The 23746-nt window shown below is 67.7% G+C and carries 26 protein-coding genes; 12 read left to right on the forward strand and 14 right to left on the reverse strand.

All coding sequences use genetic code 11. The features are described from left to right. The first annotated feature begins 6 nt into the window (after positions 1–6). Together hslU and OK349_RS15965 are read left to right on the forward strand one after the other, a co-directional pair. Complete coding sequence (gene hslU, locus OK349_RS15960) at positions 7–1299, forward strand: ATP-dependent protease ATPase subunit HslU (protein ID WP_265118898.1); 1293 nt, start codon at positions 7–9, stop codon at positions 1297–1299. Positions 1300–1339: 40 nt separating this feature from the next. Then, positions 1340–2356 (forward strand): hypothetical protein, encoded by a 1017-nt coding sequence (locus OK349_RS15965; protein WP_265118899.1) that lies wholly within the window; start codon positions 1340–1342, stop codon positions 2354–2356. Positions 2357–2369: 13 nt separating this feature from the next. On the opposite strand, the gene OK349_RS15970 is transcribed toward OK349_RS15965, so the two are convergent. Both OK349_RS15970 and OK349_RS15975 read right to left on the reverse strand, forming a co-directional pair. Beyond that, on the reverse strand, positions 2370–4406 hold the full coding sequence (locus OK349_RS15970; protein WP_265118900.1) for a TonB-dependent receptor family protein: 2037 nt from the start codon (positions 4404–4406) through the stop codon (positions 2370–2372). A 188-nt stretch (positions 4407–4594) separates the two neighbouring features. Beyond that, the gene (locus OK349_RS15975; RefSeq protein WP_265118901.1) at positions 4595–4984 is read right to left on the reverse strand and encodes a hypothetical protein; all 390 of its coding nucleotides are present in this window, start codon (positions 4982–4984) and stop codon (positions 4595–4597) included. A 76-nt stretch (positions 4985–5060) separates the two neighbouring features. On the opposite strand from OK349_RS15975, the gene OK349_RS15980 reads away from it, so the two are divergent. The 3 genes from OK349_RS15980 to OK349_RS15990 are packed head-to-tail and all read left to right on the forward strand — an operon-like array spanning position 5061 to position 8374. Further along, positions 5061–6581, forward strand: coding sequence for a fumarate hydratase (locus OK349_RS15980; RefSeq protein ID WP_265118902.1), 1521 nt, complete (start codon positions 5061–5063; stop codon positions 6579–6581). A 16-nt stretch (positions 6582–6597) separates the two neighbouring features. Next, positions 6598–7089, forward strand: coding sequence for a hypothetical protein (locus tag OK349_RS15985; RefSeq protein WP_265118903.1), 492 nt, complete (start codon positions 6598–6600; stop codon positions 7087–7089). Between the two features lie 43 nt (positions 7090–7132). Continuing rightward, a complete protein-coding gene (locus tag OK349_RS15990; RefSeq protein ID WP_265118904.1) occupies positions 7133–8374 on the forward strand; it encodes an MBL fold metallo-hydrolase in 1242 nt (413 codons plus the stop codon). 151 nt (positions 8375–8525) lie between these two features. Here the strand turns inward: OK349_RS15990 and OK349_RS15995 are convergent, their stop codons facing one another. The 4 genes from OK349_RS15995 to OK349_RS16010 are packed head-to-tail and all read right to left on the reverse strand — an operon-like array spanning position 8526 to position 11337. Next, positions 8526–9155 (reverse strand): DUF4198 domain-containing protein, encoded by a 630-nt coding sequence (locus tag OK349_RS15995; RefSeq protein ID WP_265118905.1) that lies wholly within the window; start codon positions 9153–9155, stop codon positions 8526–8528. A gap of 18 nt (positions 9156–9173) precedes the next feature. After that, positions 9174–9455, reverse strand: coding sequence for a DUF3325 domain-containing protein (locus tag OK349_RS16000; RefSeq protein ID WP_265118906.1), 282 nt, complete (start codon positions 9453–9455; stop codon positions 9174–9176). After that, the gene (locus OK349_RS16005; RefSeq protein ID WP_265118907.1) at positions 9452–11044 is read right to left on the reverse strand and encodes a PepSY-associated TM helix domain-containing protein; all 1593 of its coding nucleotides are present in this window, start codon (positions 11042–11044) and stop codon (positions 9452–9454) included. The genes OK349_RS16000 and OK349_RS16005 overlap by 4 nt, the downstream gene beginning before the upstream one ends. Then, positions 11041–11337 carry a hypothetical protein gene (locus OK349_RS16010; protein WP_265118908.1) on the reverse strand — a complete coding sequence of 99 codons (297 nt, stop codon included), beginning with the start codon at positions 11335–11337 and terminating at the stop codon, positions 11041–11043. The genes OK349_RS16005 and OK349_RS16010 overlap by 4 nt, the downstream gene beginning before the upstream one ends. Before the next feature lie 213 nt (positions 11338–11550). On the opposite strand from OK349_RS16010, the gene OK349_RS16015 reads away from it, so the two are divergent. Further along, on the forward strand, positions 11551–12591 hold the full coding sequence (locus OK349_RS16015) for a substrate-binding domain-containing protein (protein ID WP_265118909.1): 1041 nt from the start codon (positions 11551–11553) through the stop codon (positions 12589–12591). Between the two features lie 41 nt (positions 12592–12632). Here the strand turns inward: OK349_RS16015 and purT are convergent, their stop codons facing one another. From purT to OK349_RS16045, 6 genes are all read right to left on the reverse strand, one after another. Continuing rightward, a complete protein-coding gene (gene purT / locus OK349_RS16020; protein ID WP_265118910.1) occupies positions 12633–13799 on the reverse strand; it encodes a formate-dependent phosphoribosylglycinamide formyltransferase in 1167 nt (388 codons plus the stop codon). Positions 13800–13856: 57 nt separating this feature from the next. Further along, positions 13857–14249: a DUF1801 domain-containing protein gene (locus tag OK349_RS16025; RefSeq protein WP_265118911.1), complete on the reverse strand. Its 393-nt coding sequence runs from the start codon at positions 14247–14249 to the stop codon at positions 13857–13859. Positions 14250–14420: 171 nt separating this feature from the next. After that, positions 14421–14834 (reverse strand): DUF1801 domain-containing protein, encoded by a 414-nt coding sequence (locus tag OK349_RS16030; protein WP_265118912.1) that lies wholly within the window; start codon positions 14832–14834, stop codon positions 14421–14423. A gap of 116 nt (positions 14835–14950) precedes the next feature. Then, entirely contained in the window at positions 14951–15064 is a 114-nt protein-coding gene (locus tag OK349_RS16035; RefSeq protein ID WP_265118913.1) for a YccS/YhfK family membrane protein, read from the reverse strand. A gap of 22 nt (positions 15065–15086) precedes the next feature. Further along, complete coding sequence (locus OK349_RS16040; RefSeq protein WP_265118914.1) at positions 15087–15491, reverse strand: SRPBCC family protein; 405 nt, start codon at positions 15489–15491, stop codon at positions 15087–15089. Then, entirely contained in the window at positions 15488–15811 is a 324-nt protein-coding gene (locus tag OK349_RS16045) for an ArsR/SmtB family transcription factor (RefSeq protein WP_265118915.1), read from the reverse strand. Before OK349_RS16045 ends, OK349_RS16040 begins: the two co-directional genes overlap by 4 nt. Positions 15812–16145: 334 nt before the next feature. On the opposite strand from OK349_RS16045, the gene OK349_RS16050 reads away from it, so the two are divergent. From OK349_RS16050 to OK349_RS16070, 5 genes are all read left to right on the forward strand, one after another. Further along, the gene (locus OK349_RS16050) at positions 16146–17132 is read left to right on the forward strand and encodes an alpha/beta fold hydrolase (protein WP_265118916.1); all 987 of its coding nucleotides are present in this window, start codon (positions 16146–16148) and stop codon (positions 17130–17132) included. Between the two features lie 138 nt (positions 17133–17270). Beyond that, positions 17271–17678 (forward strand): DUF350 domain-containing protein, encoded by a 408-nt coding sequence (locus OK349_RS16055; RefSeq protein ID WP_265118917.1) that lies wholly within the window; start codon positions 17271–17273, stop codon positions 17676–17678. 24 nt (positions 17679–17702) lie between these two features. Then, positions 17703–18122 (forward strand): hypothetical protein, encoded by a 420-nt coding sequence (locus OK349_RS16060; protein WP_265118918.1) that lies wholly within the window; start codon positions 17703–17705, stop codon positions 18120–18122. A 4-nt stretch (positions 18123–18126) separates the two neighbouring features. Next, positions 18127–19272: a glutathionylspermidine synthase family protein gene (locus OK349_RS16065; protein ID WP_265118919.1), complete on the forward strand. Its 1146-nt coding sequence runs from the start codon at positions 18127–18129 to the stop codon at positions 19270–19272. Positions 19273–19274: 2 nt separating this feature from the next. Then, a complete protein-coding gene (locus OK349_RS16070) occupies positions 19275–19673 on the forward strand; it encodes a potassium channel family protein (RefSeq protein WP_265118920.1) in 399 nt (132 codons plus the stop codon). 13 nt (positions 19674–19686) lie between these two features. Here the strand turns inward: OK349_RS16070 and OK349_RS16075 are convergent, their stop codons facing one another. After that, positions 19687–22053, reverse strand: a complete 2367-nt coding sequence (locus tag OK349_RS16075) for a TonB-dependent receptor plug domain-containing protein (protein WP_265118921.1) — start codon at positions 22051–22053, stop codon at positions 19687–19689. Between the two features lie 184 nt (positions 22054–22237). Next, positions 22238–23005 carry a hypothetical protein gene (locus OK349_RS16080; protein ID WP_265118922.1) on the reverse strand — a complete coding sequence of 256 codons (768 nt, stop codon included), beginning with the start codon at positions 23003–23005 and terminating at the stop codon, positions 22238–22240. 240 nt (positions 23006–23245) lie between these two features. On the opposite strand from OK349_RS16080, the gene OK349_RS16085 reads away from it, so the two are divergent. Beyond that, positions 23246–23740, forward strand: coding sequence for a hypothetical protein (locus OK349_RS16085; protein ID WP_265118923.1), 495 nt, complete (start codon positions 23246–23248; stop codon positions 23738–23740). Positions 23741–23746 lie beyond the last annotated feature (6 nt).

The raw sequence follows: 23746 nt of genomic DNA on the forward strand, positions 1-23746 counted from the left end.
GCCAGAATGAACGACAACCTGACCCCCAAAGCCATCGTTGCCGCGCTCGACGCGCACATCATCGGCCAGAAGGAAGCCAAGCGCGCGGTCGCCGTCGCGCTGCGCAACCGCTGGCGCCGCCAGCAGCTCAAGGCCGATCTGCGCGACGAAGTGACGCCCAAGAACATCCTGATGATCGGCCCGACCGGCTGCGGCAAGACCGAGATCAGCCGCCGCCTCGCCAAGCTCGCCGACGCGCCCTTCGTCAAGGTCGAGGCGACCAAGTTCACCGAGGTCGGCTATGTCGGCCGCGACGTCGAGCAGATCGCCCGCGACCTGGTCGAGGAAGCGATCCGGCTGGAGAAGGAGCGGCGCCGCGCCGCGGTCAAGGACAAGGCCGAGGCCGCGGCGATGACCCGGCTGCTCGATGCGCTGACCGGCAAGGACAGCAGCCAGGCCACCCGTGAATCCTTCCGCCAGCGGCTCAACGAAGGGCATCTCGACAACAGCGAGATCGAGATCGAGGTCGAGGCAGCGGGCGGCATGCCGTTCGAGATCCCCGGCGCCGGCCCGCAGATGATCAACCTCTCCGAGATGATGAAGGGCTTTGGCGGCCCGCAGCTCAAGCGGCGGAAAATGAACGTCCACGCCGCCTGGTCCAAGCTGGTCGAGGAGGAGGCCGACAAGCGCCTCGATCAGGACGACGTCGCGCGCGCCGCACTCGCCGATGCGGAGGCCAACGGCATCGTCTTCCTCGACGAGATCGACAAGATCGCGGTCAGCGACGTGCGCGGCGGATCGGTCAGCCGCGAGGGCGTGCAGCGCGACCTGCTGCCCCTGATCGAGGGGACCACGGTCTCGACCAAATATGGGCCGATGAAGACCGACCATATCCTGTTCATCGCCTCGGGCGCGTTCCACGTCGCCAAGCCAAGCGACCTGCTCCCCGAGCTGCAGGGCCGCTTGCCGATCCGCGTGGAGCTCAAGGGCCTGACCGAGGATGATTTCGTCGCGATCCTCTCGGACACCAAGGCGTCGCTGCCCGAGCAGTACAAGGCACTGATCGCCACCGAGGGCGTGACGATCGACTTCACCGACGACGGCATCCGCGCCGTCGCCCGCATCGCCGCCGAGGTGAACGCCGAGATCGAGAATATCGGGGCGCGCCGCCTGCAGACGGTGATGGAGAAGCTGCTCGAAGAGGTGAGCTTCGACGCCGAGGACCGCAACGGCACGGCGCTGGTGGTGGATGCCGCCTATGTCGACGGCCAGCTCGCCAGCATCGCGCGCAACACGGACTTGAGCCGCTACGTGCTCTGACCCGCTTGCCGCCACCCCGCCCAGACGGCAGGGTGGCGGCATGCACAGGGGGATCATCGCGCTTGCGGCGCTGTTGCTCGGCTGGTCGGGCGCCGCCGCCGCGCAGGACCGCCCGCCCTGCCGCGAGGTCGGCGACCTCCCGCACCTCACCATCGACCCCCAGGCCGCCGACCAGCTCGCCGAGATCGGCCTCGACCGCGCCGAGGTCTTCCGCCGCATGCGCGAGACCTCGATCCCCGAGACGATGGGCTGCTGGGCGATGCCGGTCGGCAATTTCGACAGCCAGCTCGTCTCGGTCGGCATGTCGCAATGGAATTACGGCACGGGCAGCCTCCAGCCGGTGCTCAAGGCGTGGCGCAACAGTTTCCGCAGCCGCGGCCGCTTCAAGCGCGAGCTGAAGGCGCTCGCTCCCACCTACGGCAAGCTGTTCTTCTCGAAGGGCTGCCTCGACACCCCCGTCCGCGACAAATGCCGCACCGCGATCCTTGCCGCCCACGGCCCCGACGGCAAGCTCAACGCCACCGTCCTCGCCGAACTCACCCGCATCTTCGAGCATGACACGATGCTCCAGGTGCAGACCGACGCCTATGTCGCGCTGCTCCTCGAAGTCCGCGCCGAGCTGTTCCGCCTCTGGCCCGCCGGCCCGATCACCCCGCGGAAAGTGCGCTGGGCGATCGACATCCGCGTCCAGCAGAAGACCCTGCCCAATGACGAGGACGCCGCACGCCTGCGCCGCAAACTCGCCGCCCTCCCAGCCGCCGAGCGCCCGGTGCGCCTCAAGGCGATGCTCGCCTGGTACCAGGGCCTCAGCGAAGCGGTCGACCAAGACGGCGTGTCGCGCGACTATCAATGGAACGTCCAGCAATGGACCTGCCTGATCGACACCGGCCGCATCGATGACGAGCAGTTCGAGCTGCTGCACTTGACCTTCCTGCGCAGCCGCACCGCGACCGGCAACTCCGGCCGCTGGCAGGCCCTCACCTTCTCGCGCCGCGCCAAGATCATCCTCGGCACCGGCAGCGTCAGCGGGATCAGGGACGGGGGATGCAAGCCCTGACCCCGCGCACTGCCTAGAACCGCGCTCGCAATCCGCCGAGCACCGTCCGCCCCTCGCCGGGGTGGAAGATCGCGCTCGCGTCATTGGCTGCCACCGCCGCCGACTGGTCCGAGACATAATGTTTGTCGGTCAGGTTGCGCGCATCGACGAAGACCGTGAGGCCATTGCCGAGCTCGATCCCCGCGCCCACCCCGAACGTCGCATAGCCCGGCACGCGGAAGCTGTTGCGATAGTCCGCCCAGGTCGAGCGCGGCCGCCAGTCGAGCGACGGCTCGACGAACAGCCCGCCCCCGCCCTCGTAGCGCAGCGAGGCGCGATACTGGTGCACCGGCGCGATCGGCAGCCGGTTGTCGCCATAGATAGGGTCGCCGTCGAAGCGGAAATCGGACCAGGCATAGGTCTGCCTCAGCCGCAGCCGCGCCGCCGCGCCGTCGAGGATCCACCAGTCGAGGCTCGCCTCGACCCCCTGGTGCCGGGTCTTGTCCGCATTGAACACCGTCGCGGGGATGGTGGGCGAAGTCTGGAAGCTCAGCAGCTCGCCCTTCACCCAGGCGTGGTAATAGGTCACGTCCCACGCCACCGCCCCGCTGCGGCCGCGCGTTCCCGCCTCCGCGGTCCAGGCGCGCTGCGGATCGAGCGGCACGAACACTGATCCCAGCAAATTGGTCTGCGCCAGCGCGCCGAAATGCGGCGGCTCCACCGATCGCGTGACATTGGCATAGACCTGAACACCGCCACGCTCGAACAGCAGCCCCGCACGCGGCGCGAACCATTCGTAGCTGCGCTCGGCGGTCCCGCCGGTCAGGTGGTTCGAATAATCGCGCCCGGCATGCCCCCAGCTCGCGCCGGCGACCAGCGCCAGCTCGGGCGTCACGAACACGCGACCCTCGGCGAACAGGTCGAGCGCATTGCCGACCTGCTTCGTGTCACCAATCCGCGGCCCCTGCGCGCTCGCCATGTTGACGAACAAATCCTGCTCGGTGCCGCCCTCGCGATAGAAGGCGCCGAAGAACAGGTCGGACTTCAGGCCCGCCAGCTCGCCCGACCAGTCGAAGCGCCCGAACGCACCCTGGGTGTCGGTGTCCTGCAGGATGAAGATGCCGACCGGGTGATAGAGGTCGGTCTGCGTCGCATAGACCCCGCCCTCGAACACCAGGCCGTCGCTGAGCCGCAGCCGCGTCTGCAGCGTGGCGCGATACACATTCTGGTCGCGCCGCTGGTTCTGCGCGACCGTCGTGGCGCCCGGTGCGCGCGGATCGTTCAGCGCCTGCGCCAGCGTCACCGTCCCCGGTACGCCCTGGCCGATGTCCGCGGCGTAGAGGATCGCGCGCACCTCGCTGTCCTCGCCGAAGCTGTAGCCCAGGTTGACCGTGGCGCGCAGCTGGTCGGTCCAGCCCTGCACGCGATAGCCGTCGCTGTGGAAGGCGTTGACCCCGGCATAATAGTCGAACGCGCCCGCGGTGCCCGATCCCGCCGCCGCGCCGCGGACCGTCGCGTCGCTGCCGCCCTCGAGCCGGAACAGGAAGGGCGATTGCGCGGTCTTGCCGTTGGGCGTCACGAAGTTGATCGCGCCGCCGAGCTGCGCCCCGCCGAAACGCAGCGCGTTGCCGCCCTTGTAGACCTCGACATAGCGCGCGCCGAGCGGGTCGATCTTCTGAAAGTCGGAGAAGCCGTCGGCATCGGCGAACGGCACGCCGTCCTGCGCCAGCAGCACGCCGCGCTGGTGGAAGCTCTGGTCGAGCCCCGAACCGCGGATCGACAGCCGCCCCTCCTCGCCATAGCGCTTGGCGGCGAGCACGCCGGGCACGTCGCGCAAGATGTCGGGCGTGCCCACGGCGAAGCGGTCCTCATAGGCCTCGGCCGCGACGACCGAGACCGAGCCCGGCGTGCGCGCGAGGCGCTCGCGCGCTTCGGCGACCACCGGCGGGTCCTCCGGGTTGGCCTGTGCGGTAACGATGACGTCGGGCGCCTTCTGCTCGCCATCGGAAGCGAAAACGGGCGAGGCAAGGCAAGTGGCGGCGAGCAGCGCCGCCGCGTGGATCGGTTTCATGGATATGTGTTCCTGATCGGCGCTGATCGGCTTCCTGCGGTCACCCTCACCCTTCCGCGCCTTCGGCGCCCCTCCCTCTCCCATTGGGAGAGGGAAGGCGCCCGCAAGCGCAGCGAGTGGGAAGGGTGAGGGTGACCGCAGGAAGCCGGTGCAATCAGCGCGATTTGTTCAACTTGTCGGCGAAACGATCAGGTGAGAGCCGGCGGCCCACGCAACGGCGGTCGGAGATACGGCGTGCGAACGAGCGCCGGAGGGACGGCCGCGACGAACCCGAGCGCGAGGATGAACACCAGAGCCGCGGCGAGCAGCACCGGGTCCGCGCCGGGCAGCAACGCCAGCCCCAGCCCGGCGAACACGCAGGGCTGGTCCATCTTGGCGGTATCGTCGGGCTTGGCCGGCATGCCCGGCACGTCGATCGCGACATGCTGCGGCCCGAACTGCGTACACACCAGCACCATGATCTGCCCCGGCGACGCGACCGGCATGAACCCCGCCGGCACCACCAGCTTCATCGCGAGCGCGAGCACGAGCAGCGCGGCGGCGAAACGGGGATGGTCGAGGACGAACCGGCGGAACACGCCGCGCGGTTAGCGGCTGGCGCTCGGCCTGTCATCCGCTAAAGGGTCCGGCAAAACAGACATGCAGGGACATGCCATGGTTACCATCAAGGCCGCCGATCTGATCGAGAGCGTCGCCGACGCGCTCCAGTTCATCAGCTACTACCACCCGATGGATTACATCCGCGCGCTGGGCGAGGCGTACAAGGCCGAGCAGTCGCCCGCCGCCAAGGACGCGATCGCGCAGATCCTGACCAACAGCCGCATGTGCGCCGAGGGCCATCGCCCGATCTGCCAGGACACCGGCATCGTCAACGTGTTCGTGAAATGGGGCATGGACTGCCGCCTCGACGATACCTCGCGTTCGCTTCAGGAAGTCGTCGATGAAGGCGTGCGCCGCGCCTATCTCCACCCCGAGAACAAGCTGCGCGCCTCGGTCCTCGCCGACCCCGCCTTCACGCGCCGCAACACGCGCGACAACACCCCCTGCGTGCTCCATGTCGAAATGGTCGCGGGCGACCATGTCCATGTCGACGTCGCGGCCAAGGGCGGCGGGTCGGAGAACAAGTCCAAGTTCAAGATGATGAACCCCAGCGACTCGATCGTCGACTGGGTGCTGGAGATGCTGCCGCAGATGGGCGCCGGCTGGTGCCCGCCGGGCATGCTCGGCATCGGCATCGGCGGCACCGCCGAGCATTGCGTGCTGCTCGCCAAGAAGGCGCTGATGGAGCAGATCGACATGGCGACGCTAAAGGCGCGCGGCCCCCAGAACGATCTCGAGGCGCTGCGCATCGAGATCTTCGACAAGGTCAACGCGCTCGGCATCGGCGCGCAGGGGCTGGGCGGCCTCTCGACCATCCTCGACGTCAAGATCATGGACGCACCCTGCCACGCCGCAGGCAAGCCGGTGGCGATGATCCCCAACTGCGCCGCCACCCGCCACGCGCACTTCACCCTCGACGGCTCGGGGCCCGCCTATCTCGAAGCGCCCAAGCTCGACGAGTGGCCCGACGTCAACTGGACGCCGGACAAGGCCGCGATCCGCGTCGATCTCGATACGCTCACCCCCGAAGTGGTGCAGTCGTGGAAGCAGGGCGACCGCCTGCTCCTCAACGGCAAGATGCTCACCGGCCGCGACGCCGCGCACAAGCGCATCGCCGACATGCTCGCGCGCGGCGAGAACCTGCCCGTCGAGTTCAAGGGCCGCGTCATCTATTATGTCGGCCCGGTCGATCCGGTCGGCGAGGAAGTGGTCGGCCCCGCCGGCCCCACCACCGCGACGCGCATGGACAAGTTCACGCGCATGATGCTCGAACAGGGCCTGCTCGCGATGGTCGGCAAGGCCGAGCGCGGCCCCGCCGCGACCGAGGCTATCCGCGACCACAAGAGTGCCTATCTCATGGCTGTCGGTGGCGCCGCCTATCTCGTCGCCCGCGCGATCAAGGGCAGCAAGGTCGTCGGCTTCGCGGATCTCGGCATGGAAGCGATCTATGAGTTCGAGGTGCAGGACTTCCCGGTGACGGTCGCGGTCGATGCCGAGGGCAACAACGTCCACCAGTTGGCGCCGCTCGTCTGGCGTGAGAAGATCGCCAAGGAGAAGCTGCTCGAAGGAGCGTAATGAGCGATATGTTGCCGTGAAGGTCGACCTGGTCTCGCCGCATACGCCCGTCGCCGCCGCCGAGCGGCTCAAGACGGCGGTAGGCGGGCCGATCTATCGGGACACCCCCAAGCGCGTCACCGGCAACGGCACCGAGCAACGCATGCGGCTCTGGATCCACCGCCCCCATTTCCGCAACGACCTGCGCACCGCGCTCAAGGCGAGGATGGAACCGTATCGCGGCGGCACGCGCATCCGCGGGCGGGTCGGCACCCCGCGCAGCGGGATCGCCTTCCTCGTCTTCTGGTTCGGCTTCGTCCTGCTCTTCTTCGCGGGTGGCGTCGCCGGCTGGATCGCGACCGGCTCGCTGGCCAGCCCGATGTTCCTCGTCATCCCCGGGCTGATGCTGCTGTTCGGCGCGGGCTTCATTTATGTCGCGACGATGCACAGCCGTGAGGACCGCGCGATGATCCTCGATTTCCTGCGCGAAACGATCGCCACGCGCGAATATCGCGGCGGCGACCTCTAGCAGGTCTTGAGTTGGGCAGGGCCAACACACACTTAGCGTAACAATGCGCCTCCTCCGACGGGTCCTGCGCTGGACCGGTACCCTCCTGCTCTGGACCTTCGTCGCCGCGTGCCTCGCCACGGTGATCGTCCCGCGCTATCTCGACCGCATCTATTACGAGGGTCCGCAAAGCGCCCATTTCGACGGCGAACGCTTCTTCAATCCGGATGGAGACGACACCTTCCGCGTGCCCGGCGGGAATAGCCGCCTGGGCTTTGCGGCGCGATTCTTCCGCCGCGACGACACCCGCCCCGCCTGGCCCATCGCGGTCAACGTCGCCAAGGACACGCCTCCCGCGCGCGTCACCGGCGGTGCGATGCGCGCGACCTGGGTCGGCCACGCCACGGTGCTGGTGCAGGCCGACGGGCTCAACATCCTCACCGACCCGATCTGGAGCGACGTCGCCGGCCCGTTCAACCTCGCCGGCCCGCGCCGCATCGCGGCACCGGGAATCGAGTTCGACAAGCTCCCCAAGATCGATCTCGTCGTCGTCAGCCACAACCATTACGACCATCTCGATATCCCGACGCTCAAGCGCCTGTGGGAGCGCGACAAGCCGGCGATCGTCACCAGCCTCGGCAATGACACGATCCTGCGCTCGGCGGGGATCGAGGCATTCGGCCTCGACTGGAAGCGAGCTGGCACCCTGACGGACACGGGTTTCGAGATCGAGGAAGGGCTGCCACGCTGCGATCCGGTGGCGGCCTGCCCCGGCGACCGGGCAACCGTGATCGTCAACCGCAACCACCATTGGGGTAGCCGCTGGTTCACCGACCGCAACCGCGCGCTCTGGTCGAGCTTCGTGGTGACGCTGCCCGGCGGCAATCTGTTCTTCGCGGGCGACACCGGCGCGGGCGATTACAAATGGGCGAACGAGGCCGCGTCCTACGGCCCGATCCGCCTCGCCATCCTCCCCATCGGCGCCTTCCGCTTCGAGGAAGGGCAGATGGGCACGGGCAGCCATATCGGCCCGGCCGATGCGATCAAATTGTGGAACCGCATGGGCCGCCCGACCGCGCTTCCGATGCACTGGGGCACTTTCCGCCTGTCATGGGAGGGCTATTGGACCCCGCCGCGCCTGCTCCGCGCGCTCCAGGCCTGCGCGGGCGAGACCTCGGGACGCTTCGCCCCGCAATCGCTCGGCCGCGCGTGGGACATCCCGGCGCTCGGCGAAGCGCCGCCGCCGGTCGACGACAAGCGTATCGACGCCTGCCTCAAGACCCCCGCCGTCCGCGCGCTGCGCTAGTAGGCCGGTCACCCTCACCCTTCCGGCGCTTCGCGCCTCCCTCCCTCTCCCAATGGGAGAAGGAATGATCGGGTGAACAGCGCCCCGCGCTGTTCACCCGATCATCCCACCGCAGCCAGGCGGTGGGAAGGGTGAGGGTGATCGAAACTACTCAGTTCACGAAGCTGGTCGTCGCGGTGCGGTGCAGGATCGCCACCTTCCCCGCGGGCAAGGTGAAATCCCCCTCTTCCTTGACCGACGCCTTGAGGATGTAGCGCCCCTTCTCGGCCAGCGCGGGCAGCGCGACCTCGCCCTTGTCGTCGGTCTCGAGCATCAGCGTCCAGCGGCTGGGCGAGACCAAAGTCACCTCGGTCTTCGCCACCGGCTTGCCGTCGCGCGTCAGCACGAAGCGGTCGCCATTGGCCGCCACCGGCGCCAGCTCGAGCGGCATCACCGCCTTCGCCTCGCTCCGCCCGGCGCGCGCATAATAGACCACGCCCGCCCTCTTGCCGTCCTCGTCCCACGGCTTGAACACGTCGTCGTCCCAGGCGCGCACGTCGCCCGCCGGAACCACCACCTCGATATAGCCCGGCCCGCGCGTCTGCGCCGCGGTCGAGACCGGCACCAGCTTGGGCGCTTTGAGCGACGGAAAGGCGGGATCGCCGCCCGGCGGGATCGGCCGCTCGGGCTCGCCCAGCCAGATCTGCGCCGCGCCGTTCGCGCCGCGCTCGATCCACACCTCATGCGCCTGCGCGACGCCGGCGGTTCCCAATGCCAGCGCGGCGATCAGCAGCTTCTTCATGCTCGTTCCTCCCTCGATCTATTTCCGGTCCGCAGGCGCGGGGATCAGGTTGAGCGCAAGGAACACCAGTCCGGCGCCCAGCATCAACAGGGCTACCCAAAGAATCGGGCCGAATACCCATCCCTGCGCGGCGATCGCGAACGGAAATGCCGCCACCAGCGCCGTCCATGCCGCGCCACGCATCGTGAGCGCCATCACCGCATCCGGCCGCTTACCCAGCCGCTTGTGGTGATGCGCGTCGGTCGCGAGGCCGAACAGCGCAAAGGCCAGGGTCGTCAGGATGAGGGCGAGCGCGGTCACTCAGCCGGCTCCATCTGCGCCGCCGGGATCGCTGCGCTGCGCCGCCGCACCCGCCGCTCGGCCGGCCTGTGCCGCGCCACCCGCCGCGCCAGCGCGAGGAACGCGAGGCCGAACACCAGCAGCGCGGTGTCGATCCCCGCCAGCATCCCGTCCCCGCTCGCCAGCGAGGCGATCAGCCCGCGCTCGGTCCCGAACAGATTATAGACCGGCAGCGCCGCCAGCAGCGCGCCGGTCAGCCCGAGCAGCGCCACCCAATTGGGCTGCGGCCGCCGCGCGATCGCCAGCACCAGTGCCGCGCCCCACGCCATGAACAGGCAATGGATCTCCCACGCCGCCCGGTCCGCCATGCCGACCGGCAGCAAGCGGTTCGCCCATAGCAGCACCGCGATCCCCAGCGGGAAGCCGCCGATCGCCGCGACGTTCAACCGCTCGACCAGCCGGAAGCCGAAATGCGGGCGCGCCGGATCGGGCAGCCTCTCGCGCCTTTTGACCGTCCACATCACCAGCCCGCTCGCGACCATCACCGATCCCGCAACCCCGCACAGGAAATAGAGGAAGCGCAGCCAGGGCGAGGCATAGCGCCCGGCATGCACGCCGATCATCGCCCCCGCCGTGGTCACCCCCGCGCCATGGTCAGGTGCGGTCCACAGCGGCTTGCCGGTGGTGCCGTCATAGGTGATGCGCGAGGTATAGGCGGACAGCATCGTCGCCCCCGAACGCAGCACGCGCACCTTCGCCCCGGCGTCGCCCGGCTCATTGACCTCGAGATACGCCGCCTTGCCCCCCATCCGCTGCTCGGCATCACGCAGCAGCGGGCCAAGATCGACCAGCGGCGCGGGCCGCCCGGTCCGCTCGGCCTCCACGCCCACGGGATAGATGGCGTCGAAATAGTCAGCGTCGTTCGAATAGGCCGCGACCGTCGCCCAGGGCAGCAGCGTCACCATCAGCGTGACCAGCCCGGTATAGGTGATCATCAGGTGGAATGGCAGCGCCAGCACCGCGGTGGCATTGTGCCCGTCGAGCCACGACCGCTGCCCCTTGCCCCGGCGCAGCGTGAAGAAGTCGCGGAAGATCTTCTTGTGCGTGACGATGCCCGAGAGGATCGCGACCAGCATGAACAGGCCGGCGAGCCCGGTCAGCCAGCGCGCCACATACCACGGCATGTAGTAGAGGTCGTAGTGGAAGCGATAGAAGAACTCGCCGCCGCGCGTCTCGCGCACCGCTGCCGCGCGGCCCTCGGCATCGATCGTCACCTGGTTGTCGCGGCGGCTGGCGGGCGCCTCGCCTTCCGCGGGCTGGGGCACCCACATTGCCACCGCCCCGTGCGTGGTCCCGCCGGGCAGCGTGATGAACCAGCTCTTGGCGTCAGGCGCCTCGCGCTGCAGGAACCGCTGCGCGCCGGCCAGCACCTTCTCGGGCTGGTCGACCTTGGCCAGCTCGGGCCGCATCCAGCGGTTCATACCCTCGCGATAGAAGGCGATCGTGCCCGCCGTGAACATCGCGAACAGCAGCCAGCCGAGCAGCAGCCCCGACCAGGTGTGGAGGAACGCCTGCGACTGGCGGAAGCCCTTCTCGCCGAGCTCGCTCATGCCGCGCCCCCGGCCATCGCCGCCCAGGTGATCGCCGCCGCGACGCCGCCCGCCACCGCCAGCACCCAGACGGCGCGCCAGCCGCTCTTCGCCGCGAACGACCACATCGCCGCGACCGCGCAGATCGCGAAGGCGGTGAGCATCCCCGTCGTCGTCGCATCCGCGCGCGGCATCGGCAGGATGCGCGACAGCGCCATCGCCCACAGCGTCGCGACCGCATAGCCGAGCGGCAACGCGGCGAGGATACGGAGCGCCAAGTCGCCCCGCCGCCGGAGCGCTTCGAACCTGTGCATGTCTAGCGGCCTCTTCGGCGATTCGGAGACGCGATAGCCGCTCCACTGTTGCGAGTCACTAGCAATAGCATGCCCGCGCAACCGCCGCCGCTGTCCGAATGCGTCAGCGCGTCACGAATTTGTCACACAGCGGTAACCCTGGAGGCGGAGAAGAGGATCGGCGGACGCATATGTTCTGCGCCCCCCGACTCGTAACGGATGGGGAGGAATGCGATGCTTGCCCGGCTAGGCCTGTTTGTGCTCGCGACGTTCACGCTCGCCGCATGCGATGCGATTTCCGCCATTTCCCCGCGTGAGGTGCGCGTGGTCGGCTCCTCCACCGTCTATCCCTTCACCAAGGAAGTGGCGGCCGCCTTCGTCGAGGCGAAGAAGGGCCGCCGCACCCCGGTGATCGAATCGACCGGCACCGGCGCCGGCATCACCCGCTTCTGCGAGGGCGCCGGCCCCGCCTTTGCCGACATCGCCAACGCCTCGCGCCGCATGCGCCGCGCCGAGTTCGACAAGTGCAAGGCGAACGGCGTGGGCGACATCATCGAGGTGCCGATCGGCCTCGACGGGATCGCGCTCGCCGAATCCAACGCCGGGCCCAAGCTCAAGCTCACGCGCAAGGACCTCTATCTCGCGCTCGCCGCCAATCCGCTGGGCAAGCCCAACACGGCGAAGACGTGGAAGGATGTGAACCCGTCGCTGCCCGCGATCCCGATCCTCGTGCTGGGGCCGCCCTCGACCAGCGGCACGCGCGACGCGTTCGTCGAGCTGATCCTCGAGCCCGGCTGCCTCGCGGCGATGCCGACGGCGAAGGAGCTCAAGGCCGCGGGCGATCCCGCGCTGTTCGAGAATGCCTGCCGCCGCATCCGCGCCGACGGCGCCTATGCCGAGAAGGGCGAGGACGACACGCTGATCGTCCATGGCCTGTCGGAGAACCCCAACGCGATCGGGCTGATCGGCTATTCCTATCTCGACGCCAACCGTTCGCGCCTGCACGGCGTGCCGCTCGAGGGCGTGACGCCGACCTATGACGACATCGCCAGCGGCAAATATCCGGGCGTCCGTAGCCTCTACCTCTACGTCAAGGCGAAGCATCTCAAGGCAATGCCCGAGCTCAAGGAATTCCTCGCGCTCTACACCAGGATGTGGGCGCCGGGCGGCGAGCTGTCCAAGCACGGGCTAATCGCCGCGCCGCAAAGGGTCCGCGACCGCTCCGCCGAGGCGATCCAGCTCGCGCTCCCGCTCGACACGACGGCGCTGCCATAAGCCTCATCATTCCTCCCCCGGAGGGGGAGGAATTTCGAGTTCTATCCGTAAACGATCCACACCTTCGCCGCCGCCTCAACCGCCAGCTTGCGCGCCGCATCGGTATCGCCCGCCAGCGCCAGCGCCACGCCCATCCGGCGATAGGGCCGCGTCGTCGGCTTGCCGAAGATGCGTATGTCGATCTCGCCGCCCGGCACCGCCAATGCCTCGGCCAGACCCTCGTAACCGGGCGCGTCGCTGTCGCGGTCGGCAAGGATCACCGCCGAGGCCGACGGGCCGTAGAGCCGCGCCTCGGGCACGGGCAGCCCCAGCACCGCGCGCGCGTGCAAATCGAACTCGCTCAGATTCTGCGAGATCAAAGTCACCATCCCGGTATCGTGCGGCCGCGGCGACAATTCGGAGAAGATCACCTCTTCCCCCTTTACGAAGAACTCGACCCCGAAGATGCCGTAGCCGCCCAGGTCGTCGACCACCTTGCGCGCCATGTCCTGCGCGTCGGCGATCGCCTGCGGCGACATCGCCGTCGGCTGCCAGCTCTCCTGATAGTCGCCGCGTTCCTGCCGGTGCCCGATCGGCGGGCAGAAGCTCACCCCCTCGCGCGAGCGCACCGTCAGCAGCGTGATCTCGTAGTCGAAATCGACGAATTCCTCGACGATCACGCGCCGCCGGTCGCCGCGCATGTTCGCCACGGCATAGTCCCACGCCGCCTCCAGCGCGCCCGCCTCACGCACCGTGCTCTGCCCCTTGCCCGACGAGGACATCACCGGCTTGATCACGCACGGCAGCCCGGTGTGCTCGACACCCGCAAGCACCTCGTCCAGGCTCTCGGCATAGCGATAGCGCGAGGTGCGCAGCCCCAGCTCGACCGCCGCCACCTCGCGGATGCCGTCGCGGTTCATCGTCATCTGCGCCGCGCGCGCCGAGGGGACAACCGTCACCCCCTCGGCTTCCACTTCCGCCAGCACTTCGGTGCGGATCGCCTCGACCTCGGGCACGACATAGCCGGGGGCATGCTTTGCGATCGCCGCGCGCAACGCCGCGCCGTCCAGCATCGAGAACACCTCGCACCCGTCCGCGACCTGCATCGCCGGCGCCCCCGCATAGGAATCGCACGCGATCACCTGCGCGCCCAGCCTTTTGGCCGAGATCGTGAACTCGCGCCCCAACTCGCCCGAACCGAGCAGCAGGATCTTCGCGGTGAACGCCATTCGCCTCGTCTCCGTCGCAACCATCGGAGCCCTCCGTGGCCGCGGCGGCGGATTTTGTCACCCCTTGGCGTTGGCCTTCACCGCCGCGCGCACCAGCGCCTTGAGCCCCTCGGCATCCACCGCCGCATCCTCGTGGAAATCGATCGCCCGCCGCGTGCCCCCGTCGAGGCTCGCGTTGAACAGCCCCTTGGGATCGTCGAGCCGCGCGCCTTTGGCGAAGGTCAGCTTGACCTTGTCCTTGTAGGTCTCGCCGGTGATCAGGATGCCGTCGTGCGACCAGGTCGGCACGCCCGAGGGATTGGACGGCTTGCGCCACTTCACCTCCTCGATCACGTCGGGGTCAGCTTCCTTCACCAGCGCGCGCAGCTTCGCCAGCATCGGCCCGCGCCAGCCGCCCAGCGCTTCGATCTTGGCGTCGATCAGCTCCGTTGCGTTCGGTTCGTCAGCCATTTTGTCTCTCCCGAAGGTCAATCAAACTCATTCCTCCCCCGGAGGGGGAGGGGGACCGCCGCGAAGCGGTGGTGGAGGGGTAGGTCGCCATAAGCTGATCGGCCCGCTCGTGGAGACTACCCCTCCACCAGCTGCGCTGGTCCCCCTCCGGGGGAGGAATCTGCCGCCCACCTATGTCATCCATCCCGGCAGCGCCGCCGCCTGCTTGATCCAGTCGCTCAGCTGCGCCTCGTCCCATTCGTCATCCTCGTGGATGTGGAAATAGCGCGTGTCCTTGTCCTTCGATTCGACCGGCGGCTTGGGCTTGAGCGCCGCGCCCTTGAAGAAGGCGACCTTGATGTACTTGTTGAAGCAGTGGACCCCGAGGAAGAAGCCCTGCCCCTCCACGCCGTACATCGGCGAGTTCCACTTCACCGCCTTCCTGACCCCGGGCACCGCCGCCTCGATCAGCTTGTCGAGCCGCTTGCCCGCCGCCGACTTCCACCCCGGCATCGCCGCGATATAGGCCTGTACCGGCGCGTCGCCGTCGCCCTTGGGGATTTGCGGATTGCCGCCCGAGAGCAGCCTGGGTTCCTTCGCGGCCATCGCCTTCACTCCGCCGCGACCGCGCCCCGCCGCCACTTGCCGAGATAGGGCAGCGCGAACATGTACAGCCCCGTCACCAGCAGCAGCGCGAGCGGCGCCAGCGGCAGGTAATAGACTCACTCGACCGGCTGCTGGCCCATGCCGAGCATCGCGAAGATCGCGACCACGATTGCCGCGAAGATGATCGAGGTCCAGCGATGTACCTGCCGGATCGACTTGCTCACACCCATTGCACCCTCCTCTGCTGTTATCTCAGTCCAGCGCTGCCAGCACCGCCTCGAGCCGGTCGAGATACCGCGGCCACCCGGCGCGCGCGCCATGATAAGCGAGCTTCTGCTCGGGCAGGAACCCGGTCTGCACCATCTTGAGGTGCGTCCCGGTCGCGCTCGGCGTCAGCGTCCAGGTGACCACGCTGTCCAGCCCCAAGCCGGTCCATGTATAGGCCAATGTCCGCTCGGGCTCGACCTCGATCACCTCGCAAGCCAGGTCGCCCCATTCGGCGTTGAGCCCGAAGCGGTGCCCCACCTGCGGCACGAAATCGTTCGCCATCAGCCATTCGGCGATCAGATGCGGCTGGGTCAGCGCCCGCCAGATGCGCCCGGCGGGATGCGCGATCTCGCGCTCGACCGTCACCGTCTCCACGCCCGTCGCGCTCATTGGTCCATCCTGTTCAGCAGGTCCTCCAGCCCGTCGATGCGCCGTTCCCAGAAGCCCTTCATCTCGCGCGACCAGGCGTCGAGCGGATCGAGCGCGCACAGTTCGGCGCGGTAATGCGTCTGCCGCCCCGCCTGACGATCCTGCACCAGCCCCGCGCGCTTCAATATGCCGAGATGCTTCGACACCGCCGGCTGCGACACGCCCGCGCCCGCGGTCAGCACGCCCACCGTCTGTTCCCCCTCGCGGCACAGCCGCTCGAAGATCGCCCGCCGCGTGGGGTCGGCAAGCGTGCGGAACAGCAGGTCGGGGGCGGCGGACATCAAGATACATAACTCGCTGGCTATCGATCGTCCGATAACCAGCGGGCTATGTGTGAGTCAAGCCACCACCAGTAGCGGCGGTAACTTCCTCGTCACCCCGGACTTGTTCCGGGGTCCACCTTGCTGCAAGCACTGGGCAAGCGGCTCACCCGCTCGGCGAAACCGCGAAGTGGACCCCGGAACAAGTCCGGGGTGACGGTCGAGACGGGCTAAGCGAGCAGCATCTCTCATCCAGCGGCTCAAACGACGTCAATGCCCGTATATCTACCTATATGAACATTGATGTTCATTATTATGATTGACGCGTTGGCCACATTGCCGGAGGCATAGCGTCATGAGCAGCCTTCTCCTTCTGATCGTCGGTGGCGCGGGAATTGCCGGTGTCATCGCCGCGCTTGCCGCCTGGTCCTGGCACGTCGCCCGCCGCGTCGATCGCGCGGTCCCGCCCGATGGGGCATTTCGCGAGATCGCCGGGCGGCGGCTTCACGTTCGCGATATCGGCCAGGGCCCGCCGATCGTGATGATCCATGGCCTCGCCGGTCAGATGCGCAATTTCGCTGCGGTCGTCGAGCAACTGCGGGCGGACCATCGCATCGTCCTGATCGACCGGCCCGGCAGCGGCCACAGCCCGGGGCGGGGTAGCGACAGCCTCGCCGACCAGGCGGCGCTCGTCGCCGCGCTGATCGGCGAGCTCGGGCTCGAGCGCCCGCTGGTCGTCGGCCATTCGCTCGGCGGCGCGGTCGCGCTGGCGCTGGCGCTGGGCCATCCCGAGCGAATCGGCGGGCTCGCGCTGGTCGCCCCGCTTACCCAGGTGCAGGAGGAGGTGCCGACGGCGTTCCGCGGGCTGATGATCGCCTCGCCGCTGGTCCGCGCTGCGCTCGCGCATACGCTGGCGATCCCGATGATCCGGCTTCGTTCGGCAGAGTCGCGCGAGGTGCTGTTCGCGCCCGAACCCGTCACCCGCGCCTTCGAGACCGAGTTCGGCGGCGCGATGCTCGCCCGTCCCCGCGCCTTTTATGCCGCTTCGTCGGAGATGACCGCGGTCAACGGCGCGCTCGCCCCGCTCGTCGCGCGCTATGGCGAGATCGGCCTGCCCGTCCGCATCCTGTTCGGCGCCGCCGACCAGGTGCTCGCCGCCCCTGTGCACGGCACGCGCACCGCCGCCGCCATTCCCGGCGCGCGCTGCACGATCGTCCGCAACGCGGGGCATATGCTGCCGGTGACTCAGCCGGATCGCGTCGTGGCCTTCATCCGCGATGCCTGCGCCGTGATTGCGGTTCCCCCCAACGTCCGTGCCCGGATCGCCGAATTCGCCAAATAGAAATCGCGGGCACCCGCAGCCTCGAAATCGGGGAGCGTTCGGAAGCGGTGACCAGCGCCGACTGGCTGGCTTTCCTTGCCGCCAAGGGCTTGATACACCAGCCGCCGCAGCGGCATTCGCTGCGATGGAGGGGGTCCGATGTTCCACTATTTCGTCGAAACGCTACCGCATTTCCTCGCCTATTTCGCCGCGGCGGTGGCGTTGGCGATCGGCTTCCTGCTGCTCTACGTGATGATCACCCCGCATCGCGAATTTTCCCTGATCCGCGAGGGCAACAGCGCCGCCGCCGCGCAGCTCACCGGCACCTTTCTCGGCTTCACCATCCCCGTCGCGGTGGTGATCGGCAATTCGGTCAGCATCCCCGACATGCTGCTGTGGGGCGCGGTCGCCGCGCTGGTCCAGCTCATCGTCTTCTTCGTCATCGCGCGGCTGATCTTCAAGTCGATCTCCGACCGCATCACCGAGCGCTGCGTCGCCTCCGGCATCTTCGTCGGCGGCATGGGGCTCGGCATCGGCATCCTTCAGGCCGCGTGCATGGTCCCCTGAGCGGGCGAGCGAGGAGACCAGGACATGAAGAAGCAACTCACCATGACCACCGCGATGGCCGCGGCGCTGGCCGCGCTGCCCGGCTGCTCGGGCGGGGACGACTGGAACGAGGATGTCTACGCCGCGAGCGACACCGCGGTGTGTGTCGACCAGCAGGGCACGCGCGTCGACGACGATCTGTGCCAGTCGCGCAATTATTATTCGGGCCATAGCGGCGGCGGCGGCAACGCCTTCCTCTGGTATTATCTCGGCCGCAGCTCGGCGATCCCCTATTATGGCGATTCGATCCGCGACCCGCGCTACGCCGGCTATGGCTCGTACCAGCCGCGCCCCGGCGCCACCTATGCCCGCGCCCCCACGCACACCCGCATGACGCGCTCGGCCGCGGTGTCGCGCGGCGGCCTCGGCTCGAGCGGACGGAGCTTCGGCGGCGGCAGGTCCTGAGCGGATGGAACGACATGCGGTCGCCCCGCGCGACAATTGGCAGGCGGCGGTCGAGGCGCAGGGGCTGATCTGGCACAGCGACGCCGACGGCCCCTATTGGGACGAGAGCGCCTATTACGCCTTCACTCTCGACGAGATCGAGCGGTTCGAGGCGGCCTCGGAAACCGTCTACCAGCTCTTCCTCGAGGCCGGCGAGTGGATCGTCGGCCACAGCGACGTGCTCGAGCAGTTCGGCATCCCCGATTACTGCCACAAGCCGATCCGCGCCGCGTGGAAGGACGAGCCGCCTTCGCTCAACTATGGCCGCTTCGACTTCGGCTATAACGGTGAGGGCGACCCCAAGCTGTTCGAGTTCAACTGCGACACCCCCACCTCGATGCTCGAGGCCGCGGTGGTGCAGTGGGACTGGAAGGAAGCGCTCTTCCCCGAGCTCGACCAGTATAACAGCCTGCACGAGAAGCTGATCGGCCGCTGGGCCGCGCTCCGTTCGCGCCTCCCCGGCCGGCAGGTCTGGTTCACCCATGTCGCCGACGCCGCGCATGAGGACACGATCACCACCACCTATATGCGCGACCTCGCCTCGCAGGCGGGGCTCGAGACCCATGCCGTGGTGATCGACGATATCGGCCTCGACGCCAATGGCCGCATCGTCGATCACGAGGACCAGCTGATCAGCGCGATCTTCAAGCTCTATCCCTGGGAGTGGATCGTCCGCGAGAGCTACGGCCCCGACATCGTCCGCCACCTCCCCTCCACCGCCTGGATCGAGCCGATCTGGAAGATGCTGTGGAGCAACAAGGCGATCCTCCAGGTCCTCTGGGCGATGTTCCCCGGCCACCCCAATCTCCTCGCCGCCTCGGTCGTGCGCGACCGCATCGGCGAGAGCTACGTCGCCAAGCCCTTCCTCGCGCGCGAGGGCGCGAACATCGAGGTCGTCCGCCACGGCGAGACCATCGCGCGCAGCCAGGGCGAGTATCGCGACGGCCTCACCATGTACCAGCAACTCTATCCGATGCGCGACTTCGGCGCCGGCTATCCCCTGCTCGGCTGCTGGGTGGTCGACGGTGCCGCGGCGGGCATGGGGATCCGCGAGGACGGGCTGATCACCGGCAACCGCGCCCGCTTCGTGCCGCACGTCATCAGGGGATAAGCATGACCAAGCTGCAAGCCGCAACCGACACGCTGCGCGAGCTCGCCGCAGCCTATCTGGTGCTCCTCTTCACCGCCGCCTTGCTGTTCATGGGGCTAGAGGGTCTGCCCTTCCTCGACAGCCTCTATTGGGCCGGCACCACCGCCACCTCGACCGGCTATGGCGACATCTCGCCCAAAACGCCGGGCGGCCGCCTGCTCGCGCTCGCGGTCATGCACATCTCGATCTTCGGCATCGCGCCGCTGATCGTGGTGCGCCTGATCGACCGCCTCAATTCGGACCGCGACGCCTTCACCCACGAAGAGCAGCTCCTGATCATCGAGCGGCTCGAACGGATCGAGGCCGCGCTCGCCCTCCGCGCGGCCGACCCCGCCGCCCCGCACGACCCCGCCGCTTCCTGATCGGCAGATTCACCTATCCGCCTCCAAACCGCTTCCTGAACACCAGGCTGACGGTGCGCGGATTGGGCGGATTGTTGTAGGGATCGAACCCCAGGACCGCGTCCGGAAGAAAATTCGGCCGCTGGTTGAGCACATTGGCCACAACCAACTGCACTTCGCTGTCCTTCGCGCCCGGCGCCGCGACGAGACGTCCGAGATCGAAGCCGAAGAAGACGGATACGGTGGTGAATGCGCTCACCTTGCGTGATGGTTCGCCCGGCCGATTGTCGGTGAATCCGTCGACATAGTTCACGACCGACCCGACCGAATAGCCGCCGCGCGCCCAGACCACCGAACCGTTGAACCGCAGGTCGGCGGGCTGGGCATAGCCGTCGAGGCGCGAGGCGGCGGCTCCCGATCCTGCCGTCAGGCTGAGGCTCAGGATATATTGCCCGGTCAGCTTGAAGCGTGCGTCGCCACCGAACATGCGCGTGCGGTAAGCGAGGTCGAAATCGATGCCGTCAGTCGATTCCACCGCGAAGTTTTGCGGGCGGATGTCGGCGACCAGCTGCACCTGCGACAATAGCGCCGCCGGAATCTGGCTTGCGCTGTTATAGACCACCGTCCCGCCGCCGTTGACGAACGGCACGCCCGTCACGAACCAGCGGAACGTCGTCGGGTTGTTGACGATGCTGTTCACCAGCGCCTGGCTCGGGTTGACCGTGTTGAAGCCCTGGAGATCCGGCACGCTGACGCTGTCGTCCTGCGATGGCGTCACCACCCGCCCTGATATCTTGATCCGGTAATAGCCGGCCTTGATCGAGAGGTTGGGAATGAACGCCGGGGTCAGGTCGATGCCGGCCGTGAACGTGTCGGCATTCTGGGTCTTGAGATCGGGATTGGCGCCGGCGCGGAACATGACCAGCGCATTGCCCGCCGGCAATGCCGGGTTCTGGTCGGCCGAATCGAGGAATGCATAGGGGTAGTTCCAGAACGAGACCTGCTCGGCGATGCCGATCGTGTCGCGAAACCGCGGCACCAGGAAGGACCGCGCATAGGTGCCGCGCAGCGCGATCGACCGGTCGATCTGCCAGCGCACCCCGGCCTTGGGCGCAAGAGCATCATCGAAGCCCAGATCCTCATAGCGTGCCGCGGCCGACAGCGTGAGCGAGCGCACCAGCGGAACCCCCATGTCCGCGCCGACGATCGGCACGTTCACCTCGCCGAACAGCGACTTCACCTCGCGCTCGCCGCCGTCGAGATTGAAGAAGATCTTCGCGCTCGTGCGAAAGGTCTCGCGCCGGTATTGCACGCCGCCGGCGAGCAGGATCGGCCCCGCGGGCAATTTCGCCAGCGTCGTCTGGCCGGTCAGCTCCGCGGCGAACAGCGTGTTGCGGTGCGTGTAAGTCGGTCTGGGCGCAGCAAAGGGCCGCTCGCCCCGGAACAGCGCGCTGGTCGTGCGGTTGCTTCCCCAGTCGAGATTGAGGTCGAACGAGGTCGCCTCGCTCGCTTGCCAATGCACATTGCCATAGACCGAATAGCCGGCCGCTTCATTGTCGTAGAAGCGATTGTCCTCGCCATGCCCGATATAGTTGATGCTCGCGTCACGCTTGCGATGAAAGTGCGAGGCATCGACCGAGAATTTGAGGTCGCCGAACGCCTGCTCGACACCCGCGTAGAGCCCGCTCACGTCCTCGTTGGGAAGCTGGGTGATCTGCAGCAGCGTGTTCGAGACCAGGATCGGGTCCTCGATATAGGCCGAGCGCTTCTGGTACATCGCGGCGCCATAGACGCTGCCGCTGCCCCAGCTGTGCCCGGCCAGCGCGCTGAGCTCGACATTGTTGGAACCGGTCTGCGTCGCGGTCGATGCGCGCAGCCGCAGCTCGGCGCCATTGGTGATCTTGCGGGTGACGATGTTGACGACGCCGGCGACCGCATCCGCGCCATAGGTCGCCGATGCGCCGTCGGCGATGATGTCGATCCGCTCGATCAGCGCCGACGGGATCACCGAGACGGTCGGCGCCTCGACCATGCCGATGCTCGCCATGCGCCGCCCGTTGATGAGGGTCAGCGTGGCATCGGAGGCGAGGCCGCGCAGCGCGAAGGCGGCGAATCCGTCATACTGGTTGAACGTCGTGCCCGCGCCGAGCGTCGACCCGATGCTCGAGGCCGAGGTTCCGAAATCGCTCAGGTCGCCCGTGAAGTTCTGCGGAATCGTCAGCATATATTCCGACAGCGATCCCGACCCCGCCTTCTCGACATCCGCCAGCCCGTAGGTCTGGATTGCGCTGGCGATATATTCGCGCGGCAAGCGCCGGATAAGCGAGCCGGTGACGACGATGTCCCGGGCTTCGTCGCGTCCCTCGCGCTCGGAGGACTCCGCTTGATCGGATTGTTCCACCCCCGACGCCTCTTGCGCCAGAACGGGTGACGCCGGCATGCAGACCAGCGCGACGGCAAGCAACGGACAAGTCGATCGGCGCACAATTCCCCCCAATGGATACGATATGTTACATCGTCACACAATTCAGACGCGCCTAGAAGCACTGGCCTCCGCCGTCAAGCCGGGACCCCGGGATATGCGGCTAGATCGGATTGCGCCTGGCCGGCGCCCCGTCCCCGTTCGCGCCCGCCTTCGGCCAGATCAGGCCCTCGCCGTCGCCTGCCTCCGCCTGCAGCCGCTCCCACGCCTCGGCCTCGGCCAGCGCTTTGAGCCGCGCCTCCCCGCGCCGCCGCCGCTCCACGCCGTCGAGCAGCTTCATGAGGTGCGCATCGGTTTCTTCGGGGGTCGCGTAGCGCGGTCCGCGCGGCCGCGCCTTGGCTTCCGCCGCCAGTTCGATACGCCGTGCCACGTGCGCCTCGCGCAGCAGCATGCGCAGCAGCGATTCCGAATAGCGCCGCCGCGTCCCCACCACCTCGCCGCGCACCACCACCGGCTCCTCCCAGCCCTCGACCGCGCGTTCCCACGCGATCTGCTCGAGCATCGGCGCCGACCGCGCCAGCGCCGCCGCGAAGTCGCGCGCGAAGCCCGGCGATCGCTTGCGCAGCCGATAGACCGAGGTGTCGGAGATCCCGACCCGCTCGCACGCATCCTTGACCTTCCCCGTCTCCGAAAGCGCGCGCAGAAAGGCGCGCCGCCGCAGCCGCGTCCACCCGTCGAACCGCTCATGCGGATCGCCCGGCTCGACCGCGGCGCCCTGCGCTTCGATCCACGCCGCCTGCTGCGCGGCCACCGCCGCGTCCCACCTGGCCCGGAATTCGCCGTTGCGCTGTCGCCGCTTATAGGCCGTTGACAGCGACCGCCCGATCGCCCCCGCCGCCTTGCGCGCCTGCCCGGTCGCCCGGAGCGCCATCAGAAAGGCGGTCTCGGTATCCGCCGTCCATCGTGAAAAAGATTTCCGCATCGCCCCTCGCCCCGCTTGTTCGCATCGAGGGGAGCCCAGTTATACGGAATGCAGCGTGTAGGAAAGAACATTTTGGGAACATCGGCTGTCGATCGCCATTCGAGTTGATCACGAGCCGGTAGGATTGCAGAACTGAAAGCCTCATCTGCCAATTTCCAGTCACCTCTAGTACCGTCAGAGGACAAGAAAATGACTGATCAACTCCCTGCAGTGCTCGGCATGATTGATCCTAGACGTGCTCGGCGCTGTGATATTACCCGGGCCAAAGGCCCAGCCTATTTTGTTCCTTTCGATAGAAGAGAGGATCATATTTTTGTGTCAGGCGGAGAGCGGCCATACGCGGTCCTCCTCGGGGGACAATGGGCCGGCGAGGGTTTCGCCTTGGATCGCGCGGAAAATTGGCATGGCGTGGCGGTAGAAGGGATAGATGTTCGCGCAGATTTCGTATCGGCTTTCTCGCCATCAATGGATGGGAAGCGTCGCCTGGCGATCGTCGTTGCGCGGGGCCGCCTCGGCATTTTTGCGAGCATCAAAGAGGAAAACTTTGGCCAGACCATCATTGTCGGCTTGGACGGAGATTTCGGTCATTCCGATACTGAAGAGCGACTAGCTTTCTCTGAATGGAAAATTGTTCTGAGGCAAGGAGATGATGACATTACGCTGGCCATGATCAGCGCTGTCTAATGGAGA

The sequence above is a fragment of the Sphingomonas sp. BT-65 genome, assembly GCF_026107375.2.
Lineage (GTDB): Bacteria > Pseudomonadota > Alphaproteobacteria > Sphingomonadales > Sphingomonadaceae > Sphingomonas.